The organism is Rhodobacter sp. SGA-6-6 (assembly GCF_011043545.1).
Taxonomy (GTDB): domain Bacteria; phylum Pseudomonadota; class Alphaproteobacteria; order Rhodobacterales; family Rhodobacteraceae; genus Pseudogemmobacter.
The window spans coordinates 306,159-319,031 of sequence record NZ_JAAKGP010000005.1 but is presented as its reverse complement, the minus strand read 5'-3'; the positions used below and the strand labels follow the sequence as shown (position 1 = coordinate 319,031).

The 12,873-nt window shown below is 68.5% G+C and carries 14 protein-coding genes; 8 read left to right on the top strand and 6 right to left on the bottom strand.

Going from position 1 to position 12,873, the window contains the following annotated elements:
* Positions 1–103: 103 nt before the first annotated feature.
* Positions 104–1,039 (bottom strand): ribokinase, encoded by a 936-nt coding sequence (locus tag G5B31_RS12145; RefSeq protein WP_165017957.1) that lies wholly within the window; start codon positions 1,037–1,039, stop codon positions 104–106.
* Positions 1,040–1,205: 166 nt separating this feature from the next.
* Here G5B31_RS12145 and G5B31_RS12140 point away from each other — a divergent pair, with 166 nt between their 5' ends.
* The 4 genes from G5B31_RS12140 (at position 1,206) to G5B31_RS12125 (ending at position 3,766) form a co-directional block, all read left to right on the top strand.
* On the top strand, positions 1,206–2,231 hold the full coding sequence (locus tag G5B31_RS12140) for a YheC/YheD family protein (RefSeq protein ID WP_165017954.1): 1,026 nt from the start codon (positions 1,206–1,208) through the stop codon (positions 2,229–2,231).
* A 174-nt stretch (positions 2,232–2,405) separates the two neighbouring features.
* Positions 2,406–3,275 carry an alpha/beta hydrolase gene (locus tag G5B31_RS12135; protein WP_205911912.1) on the top strand — a complete coding sequence of 290 codons (870 nt, stop codon included), beginning with the start codon at positions 2,406–2,408 and terminating at the stop codon, positions 3,273–3,275.
* A 90-nt stretch (positions 3,276–3,365) separates the two neighbouring features.
* The gene (locus G5B31_RS12130) at positions 3,366–3,578 is read left to right on the top strand and encodes a hypothetical protein (protein WP_165017195.1); all 213 of its coding nucleotides are present in this window, start codon (positions 3,366–3,368) and stop codon (positions 3,576–3,578) included.
* 20 nt (positions 3,579–3,598) lie between these two features.
* The gene (locus tag G5B31_RS12125; RefSeq protein ID WP_165017951.1) at positions 3,599–3,766 is read left to right on the top strand and encodes a hypothetical protein; all 168 of its coding nucleotides are present in this window, start codon (positions 3,599–3,601) and stop codon (positions 3,764–3,766) included.
* Positions 3,767–3,825: 59 nt separating this feature from the next.
* On the opposite strand, the gene G5B31_RS12120 is transcribed toward G5B31_RS12125, so the two are convergent.
* From G5B31_RS12120 to G5B31_RS12100, 5 genes are all read right to left on the bottom strand, one after another.
* The gene (locus G5B31_RS12120) at positions 3,826–4,698 is read right to left on the bottom strand and encodes an ABC transporter permease (RefSeq protein WP_165017948.1); all 873 of its coding nucleotides are present in this window, start codon (positions 4,696–4,698) and stop codon (positions 3,826–3,828) included.
* A gap of 10 nt (positions 4,699–4,708) precedes the next feature.
* Positions 4,709–5,635 (bottom strand): ABC transporter permease, encoded by a 927-nt coding sequence (locus G5B31_RS12115; RefSeq protein ID WP_165017946.1) that lies wholly within the window; start codon positions 5,633–5,635, stop codon positions 4,709–4,711.
* Positions 5,636–5,637: 2 nt separating this feature from the next.
* The gene (locus G5B31_RS12110; RefSeq protein ID WP_165017943.1) at positions 5,638–6,720 is read right to left on the bottom strand and encodes an ABC transporter ATP-binding protein; all 1,083 of its coding nucleotides are present in this window, start codon (positions 6,718–6,720) and stop codon (positions 5,638–5,640) included.
* Positions 6,721–7,090: 370 nt separating this feature from the next.
* Positions 7,091–8,209 (bottom strand): extracellular solute-binding protein, encoded by a 1,119-nt coding sequence (locus G5B31_RS12105; RefSeq protein WP_165017940.1) that lies wholly within the window; start codon positions 8,207–8,209, stop codon positions 7,091–7,093.
* A 385-nt stretch (positions 8,210–8,594) separates the two neighbouring features.
* Positions 8,595–9,719 carry an extracellular solute-binding protein gene (locus G5B31_RS12100; protein WP_165018063.1) on the bottom strand — a complete coding sequence of 375 codons (1,125 nt, stop codon included), beginning with the start codon at positions 9,717–9,719 and terminating at the stop codon, positions 8,595–8,597.
* 310 nt (positions 9,720–10,029) lie between these two features.
* Here G5B31_RS12100 and hemP point away from each other — a divergent pair, with 310 nt between their 5' ends.
* The 4 genes from hemP (at position 10,030) to bfr (ending at position 12,704) form a co-directional block, all read left to right on the top strand.
* Positions 10,030–10,221 carry a hemin uptake protein HemP gene (gene hemP / locus G5B31_RS12095; RefSeq protein ID WP_165017937.1) on the top strand — a complete coding sequence of 64 codons (192 nt, stop codon included), beginning with the start codon at positions 10,030–10,032 and terminating at the stop codon, positions 10,219–10,221.
* Between the two features lie 42 nt (positions 10,222–10,263).
* A complete protein-coding gene (locus G5B31_RS12090) occupies positions 10,264–11,529 on the top strand; it encodes an imelysin family protein (protein ID WP_165017934.1) in 1,266 nt (421 codons plus the stop codon).
* 19 nt (positions 11,530–11,548) lie between these two features.
* Positions 11,549–11,800 (top strand): bacterioferritin-associated ferredoxin, encoded by a 252-nt coding sequence (locus tag G5B31_RS12085; protein WP_165017931.1) that lies wholly within the window; start codon positions 11,549–11,551, stop codon positions 11,798–11,800.
* Between the two features lie 418 nt (positions 11,801–12,218).
* Entirely contained in the window at positions 12,219–12,704 is a 486-nt protein-coding gene (gene bfr, locus G5B31_RS12080; RefSeq protein ID WP_165017928.1) for a bacterioferritin, read from the top strand.
* Positions 12,705–12,873: the final 169 nt, after the last annotated feature.

The window sequence follows — 12,873 nt, the reverse complement described above, 5'->3', positions numbered from 1 at the left end:
CGTCTGATCCTGCCCGGGCCGGGATCGGAGGGTCCGCCCGGCGTCACCCATCTGCCATGGGAATGCTGCGGTTCTGTAACCGCTGTATGACAGTTTTGTAAAATCAGCGGCTGCGGGCCAGCAGCGCCTCGATCTCGGCCCGGGCGGGCATCGAGGCGGCGGCGCCCGCCCGGGTCACCGAGATCCCGGCGGTGGCGCAGCCGAAGCGGACGGCCTCGATCACCTCGCGGCCCTCGCCCAATGCCACCGCGAAGCCGCCGTTGAAGGCATCGCCCGCGCCCGTGGTCTCCACCACCGGGCCGGCGGAGATGGCGGGGACATGGACGGAGCGTGCGGCATCGCGGTAGAGCGCGCCGTTGGCGCCGAGGGTGATCACCACGGCGCCGACGCCGCGCGCCAGCAGCGCATCGGCCGCCTTTTCGGCGCTGGCAAGGTCGGCGACGGGGATGCCGGTCAGCATCCCGGCCTCGGTCTCGTTCGGGGTCAGGTAGTCGCAGAGCGCGAGCATCCCGTCGGGCAGGTCGGCGGCCGGCGCGGGGTTGAGGATGGTGGTCACCCCGGCCTCCCGCGCGATCTGCAGGCCCCTGAGCGCCGCCTCCACCGGCTGTTCCAGCTGGGTCACGAAGGCGGCGGCGCCGCGGATCAGCCCGGCCCGCGCCTCGACATCCGCGGCGGAGATGCGCGCCGCGGCGCCCGGCGCGACGATGATGGCATTGTTCCCCGTGGCGGCCTCCAGGAAGATGAAGGCGGCGCCGGTATAGCTTTCGGGGTCCTCGGTCACTTCCGGCCGCACCCCCGCCTTCTCCCATGTCGCGCGGGCAAGGGCGGCGAAGTCGTCGCGCCCGAGCCGGGTGATGAAATGCACCCTGCCCCCTGCCCCCGAACTGGCCATCGCGGCGGCCACCGACTGGTTCGACCCCTTGCCGCCGGGGCCGAGGGCGAAGCCCTGGCCCAGGACCGTCTCGCCCAGCCGCGGCTGGCGGGCGGCGCGATAGGCGGTGTCGGCGACGAAGATGCCCAGGATGACGATCGGTTTCATGTGGATGCGGCCCTCTCCCGCCGCAGTATCTCCACATCGGCGCGCAAGGTTCAAGCCGGCCCGGCGCCGCCCGTTCCGCGCCTCGCCGGTCTGGCGGGACAGGTGGACAGGCGCGGCGGTCTCGCGCTATCCCGGGGCCCGGTCCCTGTCCAAGGAGGTTTGGCCCGTGTCATCGTCGGATCGCTGCCTGATCGGCATGTTGCGGGCCAGCGGGTCCCCCGGTCTCGTCGCCACGGCGATGGCGATGGCGGCGCGCTGCCAGGGGGCGGGCCTGGTGTTCTTCCGGCCCGCGGACATCGCACCGGACCGGCGGCGCATCCGCGCGAAAGCCTTCGATGGCACCCGCTGGACCGAGGTCGACAGCCGCTATCCCGACATCATCGAGAACGACGATGCCTGCCTCTCGGGCAGATACTGGGACGGCTGGGCGCCCTTGCGCGAGACCGCCGCCTACACCACCCGCCGGCTGGGCGGCAAGGCGGCCGTCGCGCGGCTGATCGCCGGGTGCAGGGACTTCGACCCGCTGATCATCCCGCAGTCCATCCCGCAGGACGATGCCGACATCGCCCGCGGGCTGGAGACCTTCGGCGAGATCGTGCTGAAGCCGGTCTTCGGCTCGCAGGGCCGCAACGTCTGGAAGCTGCGCCGCCGGCCCGGCGGCCTGCACCTGCAAGGCCCGGGCGTCAGCGAGGACCTGCCGCAGGCCGGGGGGCTGCATCAGAGGATCACCGGCGGGCGGCGCTATCTTCTGCAGAAATACGTGGAGTCGCGGACGGATGCCGGCAATCCCTTCGACATCCGGCTGCACAGCCGCCGCGACGGGACCGGGGCCTGGACCACGGTGAAGATCTATGCGCGGATCGGGCTTTCCGGCTCGATCACCTCGAACGTGGCGACGGGCGGCAGCATCGGCGAGGCGCTGCCCCTGCTGGCGCAGCGCTACGGCCAGGGCGCCCCGGCCGTCATGCAGACGCTGGAGCGGCTGGCCCGGGACATCCCGGTCTGGACCCAGTCCGTATACAAGGCGTTCCGGATCGACGCGCTCGGCATCGACCTCGGCCTCGACGCGGCGGGGCGCCCCTGGCTTTTCGAGATCAACAGCTTTCCCGGCGCGAAATACTTCGAGGTGGCGGATGCGATCCCGCGGATCGCCTATTGCCTCCACCTCGCCGGGCGGCCTTCGGGGGCCTGACGGCCCGTTCCGCCGCCGGGCGGAAACCGGCCGTGTCCCGCCCATGACATGCAAGCGCGGGCTTGCCCGACCGTGTAAGTTGTGCACAAGATATGGCTTCCCGGGCCTCGCCAGGGATGTGCCTTAGCCAGCATCGCCCTTTGCCCTGCCCGCTCCCGCCTTCAGCACCAATCCATGATGAAACCTGCATATTCCTGGCCCGATCCCGACCGCGACTACGCCAACGGCGCCTTCATCGCCGAGGGCGACAGCTATCCCCCGACTTGGGCCGCCGTCGCCGCCGCCTTCCGCGCCAATGCCGGCGACCGCGCCCGGCTGGACCTGCCCTACGGGCCGGGCGAGCGGCAGCGCTTCGACCTGTTCCTGCCCGCGCACGCGCCGGCGGGGGTGGTGGTCTTCGTGCATGGCGGGTTCTGGATGGCCTTCGGGCGGGAAAGCTGGTCGCATCTGGCGGCGGGGCCGCTGTCCCGGGGATGGGCGGTGGCGATGCCCTCCTACACGCTGGCGCCCGAGGCGCGGATCTCCACGATGACGCAAGAGATCGCCGCGGCCTGCCGGGCGGTGGCGGGCGAGGTCGCGGGGCCGATGGTGGTGACGGGCCATTCGGCCGGCGGCCATCTGGCGGCGCGGATGGGCTGTGCCGACATCGGCCTGGCCGCGGTGCGGCGGGTGGTGCCGATCTCGCCGCTGGCCGAGCTGGGGCCGCTGATGGCGACGCAGATGAACGGCAAGCTGCGGCTGACGCCGGAGGAATGCGCCGCCGAAAGCCCGGCCCGGCTGGCCCTGCGCGATGGAGTCTCGGCCCATGTCTGGGTCGGCGCGGCCGAGCGTCCGGCCTTCCTGTGGCAGGCGCGGGTGCTGGCCGAGGAATGGGACTGCCCCTGGACGCCCGACCCCGGCCGCCACCACTTCGACGTGATCGACGCAATGGCCGACCCGCATTCGGCGCTGGTCGAGACCTTGTTGCAGGGGGGAGAGGCCGGCTTGCAGAAGACCGGGCACGGCACGGCGGATGGTAAAGTCCCGTTAACGAATCGAGGCTAGGCTCGCCCCGCAGGTGATTGACATGCGGACCCGCCGGCCCCAGATTCCGGGCATGGCCCGCCCCACCGACGAAAGCGGAGCGCTGCTGCAATGACCACCGCCGAACAGGCCCTTGCCGACGACAAGATGCGCGCCGAGATCGCCAAGATGTTCGGCGAAATCTCCAAGATGGCCGCCGAAACCGCAAAGCTGAACGCCGAGACCGCGAAGATCGCGCGGGAGCGGTTCTGGATTCCCTTTACCATCTTTGCCGGGGTGCTGGTCGCCGTGCTGACCATCCTGCCGAAGCTCTTCGGTCTCTGACGCGAGGCAGGGGAACGGACATGACCAGCGCCGAACAAAGCCTCGCCGACGACAAGATGCGGGCCGAGATCGCCAAGCTTCTGGCCGAGACCTCGAAGATCAATGCCGAGGCGCGGTGGTATCCCTTCGTGGCAACGGCGGCGCTGTTCGGCGCGGCGATTGCGGTGGTCAAGATTTTCCTGACCTGATCGACCCTGACGGAACGCAAAGGCCCGGCCTCCGCCGGGCCTTTCCCTTTCCGGCGCCCTCACGCCGCGCCGATCCCCTCCTCGGCCTCGGCGCGTCGGGCTTGGGCCAGGCGGGCAGCCTCGGCCCGGGCGCGGCGGCGGCGGTTGACCTCGTAGACCGCGGCCAGCACCAGGGTGATGCAGATCAGCAGGAAGGCCAGCGCGTTGATCGTCGGGGTGATGCCGGAGCGGACCTTCGAGAAGACATAGACCGTCAGCGTGTCCGCTCCGCCGCGGGTGAACTGGGTGACGTTGAAGTTCTCGATCGACTGGAAGAAGGCCACCGCCGCCCCGGCCCCGATGGCCGGATAGAGATGCGGCAAGAGAATGCGGCGCATCACCTGCGCATGGCTGGCGCCAAGGTCCAGCGCCGCCTCCTCCAGCCCGGCATCGAAACTTTGCAGCCGCGCCAGCACCAAGAGCATCACCATGGCGGCGATATAGCTGACCTGCCCCAGCACGCTGAGATGCAGCCCCGGCTTGAACAGGATGAAGTCGGTGCCGATGGCATTGCCCAGCTTCGTCCACATGATCATCGTCGAGATGCCGATCACCACCCCCGGGATCAGGATGGTCGAGATCATCATCCCGTAAAGCGCCGTGCGCAGCCGGCCGGAGATCGAATTGACCAGGATCGCCGCCGCCGTGCCGACCACGATGGCCAGCACCGCCACCGCAACGGCCACCAGCAGCGTGTTGCGGAAGGCGACCATCATCCGCTGGTCGGCGATCATCTCGCTGAACCACATCGTAGTCCAGCCCTTCCAGGGCACGATGGAGGGCAACTTGCTGTCGTTGAAGGCCGCGCCCGACATCACCACCAGCGGCAGGAGCAGATACAGCAGGAACAGGCCCATGTAGAGGTGGGAAAGGCCCAGGCGGAACTTGTGCATCTTCCCCTCCCTACTTGGCGATGTCCGACAGCCGGACCCGGAACAGCTTCAGCGCCACGGTGACGAAAAGCGTGCAGAGGATCAGCAGCAGGAAGGCATAGGCCGAGGCGGTGTTCCAGTCGAGCGCGTCCTTGAACCACTGGTCGATGGTCTGGGTGAACCATTGCGAGGTGGTGGAGCCGAGGATCGAGGGCACCAGCAGCGATCCGGCCGACAGCATGAACACCATCACCGAGCCCGAGGCGATGCCCGGCTTGGAATGCGGCAGCACGATCTTCCAGTGGATCTTCCACCAGGGCGCGCCCAGGTCCTCGGCCGCCTCGATCTGGTTGGTGTCCAGCGACTGCACCGCATTGTAGAGCGGGAACAGCATGAACAGGACATAGGTGTAGATCAGCCCGACCACGACGCCGGTATAGCCCATGTTGGTCCAGCGGATCGGCGCGTCGATCAGGCCGATCCCCAGGAGCATGGCGTTCAGCGGCCCCTTGAAGGCGAGGATGATCCACCAGGCGAAGGCGCGCAGCACCTCGGACACCCAGAGCGGGATGAACAGCATCAGCAGAAGCGTCGGCAGCGACTTCGGGCTGACGATCTTGGCCAGGTAATAGGCCAGCGGATAGGCCAGCAGGAAGCAGATGAAGGTGACCAGGATCGAATAGAAGATGGTCAGGAAGAAGGTGTAGACATGCACCGGGATGGTGAAGGAGATGCCGAGCAGCGATTTCTCCACCGTGCCGTCCAGCACCTTCATGTAGTTGCCCAGGCTGTAGGTGTCCCGCGGCCCGCCGATCTCGGCCACCGGCAGGTAGGGGCGGAAGCTCTGCTCCAGAAGGGTGATGTTGGGCACGATCACCAGCATCACCAGCCAGAAGGCGACCAGAAGGCAGATGATCAGCGTCAGTCCGGGGCCGTAGCGGCGGATCATGTCCTGCATCGCTACCCCCTGACGCTGGCATCGGGCAGCAAGGCCGCGCGCTCGGCGGCGAAGCTGGCGTGCATGGCGGCGCCCATCTGCGGCACCGTGGCCTGGCCGTCGTTGCGGATTTCCGACACGATGGCGCGGCCCTTGGCGGTGCGGGCGAGGACGGCGATGAACGGCCCCTCGAACGAGACCTCCGCAACGGTGACGGGCACCGAATTCTCGGTGCCCGGGGCGGCGGTGAGGACGGTGTGTTCGGGGCGGACATAGAGCTTGACCGGCTTGCCCTCCGCCTCCGGCGCCAGCCGGGCGCGGAAGCGGCCCTCCTCGGTGTCGAAGGCGGCCATGCCCCCGGCGGCGGCGCCCGCCCTGCCCTCGAAGATGTTGTTCTCGCCGACGAAACTGGCGACGAAGCCGTTCACCGGAGTGTTGTAGATCTCGCGCGGGTCGGCGATCTGCTGGATGCGGCCCTGGCTCATCACCCCCACCCGGTCGGACATCGCCAGCGCCTCGCCCTGGTCGTGGGTGATGTAGACGAAGGTCACGCCGGTGCGCTTCTGGATCGCCCGCAGTTCCGCCCGCATGTGCTGGCGCAGCTTAAGGTCGAGGGCGGAGAGGGGTTCGTCCAGCAGCATCACCGAGGGTTCCACCGCCAGCGCCCGGGCGATGGCGACGCGCTGCTTCTGGCCGCCGGACAGCTGGCTGACCATCTTGTCGGCGGCGTCGGGCAGGTCCACCAGCCGCAGCAGGTCCTCGGCCTTGCGGCGGCGGGTGGCCTTGTCGACGCCCCGCACCTCCAGCCCGAAGGAGATGTTCTCCCAGATCGGCATCAGCGGGAACAGCGCGAGGTTCTGGAAGATCAGCGCGGTCGGCCGCTGGTTCGGCCGCTTGCCGCGCACGTCCTGGCCGCCGATGCGGATCACCCCCGCGGTGGGTTCGATGAAGCCCGAGATCATCCGCAGGATGGTGGTCTTGCCGCAACCGGAGGGGCCGAGGAAGGAGAAGAACTCGCCCGGTCTTATCGACACGTTGGCGTCGTCCACCGCGCGGAAGGTGCCGAAATCGCAGCAGACGTTTTCCAGATCAATGCCGGCGCTCATCGCGTCGTGGTCCCCCTGAGAGTTTGTTGTTTTGCGCGAAGCTAGCAGGCCACGGGCCGTGTGCAAAATACTATCGCGGGGCGGGCCGAGAGGACACGGCGGAAGGCCCGCGAATGGCGGATAAAGTGGCAGGGCCGGGCGGGAGAAGGCGAGGCATTGCCTCGCCCCGCCCGTGCGTGACGGTAGCACCCGGAAACATTGGTCATGCCAAACTCCGAGAGGCCAGCGTCCGCCCGGGCGGGCGTGAAGCGCCCGCCGAGGGGCGGGCGGGCGCTGGCCGGACCATTGAGGCCCGGCCGGCCCCGATTGCAAGATCGCACTGTGGCGAAGGCGATGGCCTTCGCCACGGCAAACCGTCTTCGTCACCCGTTCAGGCCGCCTTGTATTTGTCGGCATATTCGCCGCGCTTGGCGACGAATTCGGCGCCCTGCTCGGGCCACCACCACAGCGACTTCAGCGCCGCCTCGTCGAAGGTGCCGGCGTAATAGGCGGCGATCTCCGGCTCCATCAGCTCCGGCCCGCCCTTGGCCACCGGGTTGGCCTTGAACGCGGTGGCCCAGTCGGCCGAGGCCCGCGGGGTGGCGACGAACTTCGCCAGCTCCAGCGCGGCATCGGCGTTCTTCGCCCCCTTCACCAGCGAGAAGCCCTGGTTCCAGGCGAAGGCGCCCTCGACCGGGGCGATGTATTTGTAGCCGTCGTTGCGGACGTTGAAGCCGGTCGAATCCCAGCACAGGCCGATCACCGCGCCGTTGGCCTGGAAGCCGGCCACCGCCTCGTTCTCGCCCGACCACCATTGCACCACGTTGCCCTTGGCCTTGATCGCCTCGGCCAGCGCGATGTCCCACAGCTCGGTCATCACCGCCATGTCGCGGTAGCCCTCGCGCCAGGGCTTCGGCAGCTTGCCCTGCGCCTCCAGCCAGCGGCCCATGGCGGCCAGCGTCGAATGCGGGCGCAGCACGGCGGGGTTCTCGGGGTTGAACAGGTCGCCCAGCGAGGGCGGCGACGACAGCTTGGCGTCGGCCTCCGAGGCCACCAGCGACTCGGTGCCCCAGACCGAGGGCAGGATCATCAGCGCGCCTTCCAGCCGCGACATCTCGCCCGCCTCGCCGTCCAGCATCCCCGGCAGATAGGCGTTCAGGTCGGCCCTGGTCTCGTCCCAGGGCTGCAAGAGGCCGTTGGCGTTGTAGCTGCCCCAGCGGTCGATGGTGGTCTCGATCAGGTCGATGCCGCCGGTCTCCATCGAGATCTTGGTCTCGGCATACATCGTCTCGTGGTCGGGGACCTCCTTGAAGTTGACCTTGATCCCGGTCGCGGCCTCGAAGGCGGGCAGGATCTTCTCGGCCAGGTCCGGGTAGCCCGCCCAGCCGACGAAATTCAGCTCGCCCGAAGAGGCGAGCGCGCGGGAGGAGACCAGCGCGGGCGCGGCCAGAAGGCCCGCCCCGGCGGCGGAGGTCTGCAGGAATCTGCGGCGGTTCAGTCGGGTGGTCATCACGCTCTCCTTCATCTGCGCAACGGCGCGCGGGTGGGCGCAGCCTTGCCAGTCCTGTGTAACGCGCCGATGGCGGAACGGTGAACGAAAAACGGGCGGCGGGGGAATCCCCGCCGCCCGCCGTCGATGCATTGGCCGACACTGACCTGAAAGGAACGGTCTGGCGAAGGCGCGTGCCTTCGCCACATCGCAACGGTTCAACCTTCCCGGCCGGGACCATAAGTCCCGGCCAGCGCCCGCCCGCCCCCTGGCGGGGCGCTTCTCGCCCGCCCGGTCGGGCGCTGGCCTCACCGGGTTTCTCGCGGACACCGTTTCCGGGTGAACCCGTCCGCACGGGCGGGGCGAGGCAATGCCTCGCCTTCTCCCGCCCGGACCCTGCGTCCGCTTACGCCGCCTTGTATTTGTCCGAATACTCGGCCCGCTTGGCCAGGAAGTCGGCCGACTGGTCGGGCCACCACCACAGCTTCGACAGCGCCTCGTCGTTGAAGGTGCCGTTGTAATAGGCGGCCACTTCGGGATCGAGCAGGTCCGACGCGCCCTTGCCCACCGGGTTGGACGAGAAGGCCGAGGCCCAATGCGCCGCCCCTTCCGGGGTGGAGACCCATTTGACGAACTCATGCGACTGGTCGACGTTGGTGGCGTTCTTCATCATGATGAAGCCCTGATGCCAGGCGAAGGCGCCCTCGGTCGGGGCGACATAGCGGTAGCCGTCCTTGCGCAGGTTGTAGCCGGTGGCGTCCCAGCACAGGCCGATGGTGGCGCCGTTGGCGGTGAAGCCGGCGTTGGCGTCGTTCTCGCCGGTCCACCACTGCACGATGTTGCCCTTGACCTTGATCGCCTCGGCCAGCGCGATGTCCCACAGCTCGACCATGGCGCCCATGTCGCTGTAGCCGTCGATCCAGGGCCGCGGCAGCTTGCCCTGCGCATCCAGCCAGCGCCCCATCGCCGCCAGCGCCGAATGCGGGCGCACCACGCTGGGGTTCTCGGGGTTGAAGAGGTCGCCCAGCGAGGGCGGGTCGGACAGTTTGGCATCGGCCTCGTTGACCACCAGCGACTCGGTGCCCCAGTTCGACGGCACATAGACCAGCTGGCCGTCGACCCGGCTGCGCTCGCCCGCGGCGCCGTCGGCCAGGCCGGGCAGGTAGTTGTCCATCGCCAGCTTCGATTCGTCGAAGGCGCCGAGCAAGCCGTTCGATGCCCAGGCCCCGACGCGGTCGATCGTCGGCTCGATCACGTCGATGCCGCCCGACTGCAGCGCCACCTTGGCCTCGCCGAACATGGTGTCCTGGTCGGGCAGTTCCTTGAAGTTCACCGTGATGCCGGTGGCGGCGGTGAAGGCGGGGAAGACCTTCTCGGCCAGCACGGGATAGCCCGCCCAGCCGACGAAGTTCAGCTCGCCCGAAGAGGCGAGCACGCGGGAGGAGACGAGCGCGGGCGCGGCCAGCAGGCCGGCGCCGGCCGCCGAGGCCTTCAGGAAGCGGCGGCGGCTGAGGGTGGAGGATTGGGTCAATTCCGTATTCCCTGATTGCGATGTTATCCGGGACCGGACCATTCCGTCCCGTCAGGTCTTGGTCCGCCCGGATGCCGCGCGAAAGGGAACACAAGGAAGCGGCGCCGGGCAGGCGCCTGTGGCCGCAGCTTACGCCTGCGCCTCGTGATTCTGTCAATTCACCTTGGCGGCAGGGCCTGCGGCAAAAGGCCGGAAAGATACCTTACCGAAAAATCGGCTTTACACTTCCGACTGATTTTGTCACCTATAGGGCAATCCGCAGCCAGCCCCGGAAGGCAAGCAAGCGACATGCCCTTGATGGAGGTGAGACATGGACCGCAAGGAGGCCGACCCGGCCGCCGAACCGGCCCTGCCCCCCGCCGCGCCGAAACCCTTCGGCAGCGAGCCCTGCCACGATGCGCGGGTCCTGACGGGTGGCGGCAGCTCCGCCCGCATCCTCTTGGGCGATCAGGTCTATGCCCTGCGCATCACCCGGGCCGGCAAGCTGATCCTGACCAAATGACCCGTTTCCGTTCCCTCCCCGTTCCATACCGAGGCCCCTGCAATGACCCGCGTCAAGATGCTTGCCCTGTCGACCGCCCTGGCGCTGATCCTGCCCGCCACGGCCCGCGCCGCCGATCCGGCCGACGTGGTCAGGACCTATGCCGACATCGCCGCCGCGGGCTATGCCGATAGCCTGTCCACCGCCAAGGCGCTGCAGGCCGCGGTGGATGCGCTGATCGCCACGCCCTCGGACGAAACCCTGAAGGCCGCCCGCGACGCCTGGCTCGCCGCCCGCGCGCCCTACCAGCAGACCGAGGTCTTCCGCTTCGGCAATGCCATCGTCGACGACTGGGAAGGCAAGGTGAACGCCTGGCCGCTGGACGAGGGGCTGATCGACTACGTGGCGCAGGGCACCGCCGAGAACGAGGAGAACGCGCTGGCCGGGCTGAACGTGATCGCCACGCCGAAGTTCACCCTGTCGGGCACCGAGGTCGATGCGACGCAGATCACCCCCGACCTGATCTCCGACACCCTGCAGGAAGCCGACGGGATCGAGGCCAATGTCGCCTCGGGCTACCATGCCATCGAATTCCTGCTCTGGGGCCAGGACCTGAACGGCACCGAGGCCGGCGCCGGCAACCGTCCCTATACCGATTACGTCCAGGGCGACGGCTGCACCGGCGGCAACTGCGACCGCCGCGCCGCCTATCTGAAGGCGGCGACCGACCTGCTGGTCAGCGACCTGGAATTCATGGCCGCCCAATGGGCCGAGGGCGGCGAGGGCCGCGCCACGGTCACCGCCGACCCGAACGCCGGGCTGCTGGCGATGCTGACCGGCATGGGCAGCCTCTCCTACGGCGAGCAGGCGGGCGAGCGGATGAAGCTGGGCCTGATGCTGAACGACCCCGAGGAAGAGCACGACTGCTTCTCGGACAACACCCACAACAGCCATTACTACGATGGTCTCGGGGTGCGGAATGTCTATCTGGGCAGCTATACCCGCGTGGACGGCTCGGTCGTCTCCGGCCCCTCGCTGTCGGAGCTGGTGGCCGCGAAGGACGCCGCCGTCGATACCCAGCTGAAGGCCGAACTGGACGCCACCGTCGCCGCGCTCGGCGCGATCAAGGCGGCGGCCGAGGGCGGCTTCGCCTATGACATGATGCTGGCCCCCGGCAACAAGGAGGGCGAGGCGCTGATCATGGGCGGCGTGGACGCGCTGGTCACCCAGACCAAATCCATCGAGCGGGCGGTGGCGGCGCTCGGCCTGTCGAAGATCGACTTCGAGGGTTCGGACAGCCTCGACAACCCTTCCGCCGTCTTCCAGTAAGCGAACCCCGGGGCCCGAGATGATCGTCTGCCACTGCCAGAGCATCACCGACCACGACATCCGCGCCGCGGTGGACTGGATGCGCGCCTCGGACCCCGATACCGTCATCACCCCGGGCAAGATCTACCATGCGCTCGGCAAGCGGGCCGATTGCGGCGGCTGCATGCCGCTGCTTCTGGACACGATGCGGGCGCGCGACAGCTTCCCCGTCCCCGCCGGAGAGGCGCCGCCGATGCTGCGCAACCGGCTGGCGGTGATCGCCCGGCGCTAGGGATGTATTCCTGATTGCGACGGCCCCTCTGGCGAAGGCGCGTGCCTTCGCCATGGCGCAACGCTTCCCCTTGTCCCGGCCGGGCCCCAAAGGCCCGGCCAGCGCCCGCCCGCCCCCTGGCGGGCGCTTCTCGCCCGCCCGGACGGGCGCTGGCCTCTCATGGTCTTGCGTCACCACTGTCTCCGGGTGACCCCGTCCGCACGGGCGGGGCGAGGCAGTGCCTCGCCTTTTCCCGCCCGGCCAGACCGCGGAACTTCCGCCGACAAACCTTACTTCTTTGCTAAGGTATTGAAAAATCTACGATTGTCGTCGCCGCCCCATGGACAAGGGCGGGCGGCGCGATTACTTTCGCGCCATCCAAGCCACGGCGGACTGCCGAAGCCGGGGAACAGTCCTGCACAGCGCGAAAGGAACGGCCATGAAGGGCGACGCGAAAGTCATTGAATATCTGAACGCTGCACTCCGGTCCGAGCTGACGGCGGTCAGCCAATACTGGCTGCACTTCCGGCTGCAGGAGGATTGGGGATTCGGTCACCTCGCCGCCAAGTCGCGCGCCGAGTCGATCGAGGAGATGCACCACGCCGACCGGCTGATCGCCCGGATCATCTTCCTGGAGGGCCATCCGAACCTGCAGAAGCTGGACCCGTTGCGCATCGGCCAGACCATCCGCGAGACGCTGGAATGCGACCTGGCCGGCGAGCATGACGCCCGCACGCTGTATATCGAGGCGCGGCGGCATTGCGATGCGGTCGGCGATTACGTCTCCCGCGCCCTCTTCGACGACCTGATCCAGGACGAGGAAGGCCATATCGACTTCCTCGAAACCCAGCTGGGCCTGTTCGACAAGCTGGGCGAAGAGAAATACGGCCTGCTGAACGCCAAGCCCGCCGACCAGGCGGAATAGCCATCGCAGCCGTGACCGGAGGGGCCTCGCGCCCCTCCGGACCTTCTCGCGCGGGACCCGGACCGGGACGAAGGGGCAAGGCATCGGGCCTTGCCCTTTGGCTTGCGCGGAGGGGCGCGGCGCGGGGTCGCGGGGAAGTGCCCGCTTTCCGATTGAAACCGTAAGGAAA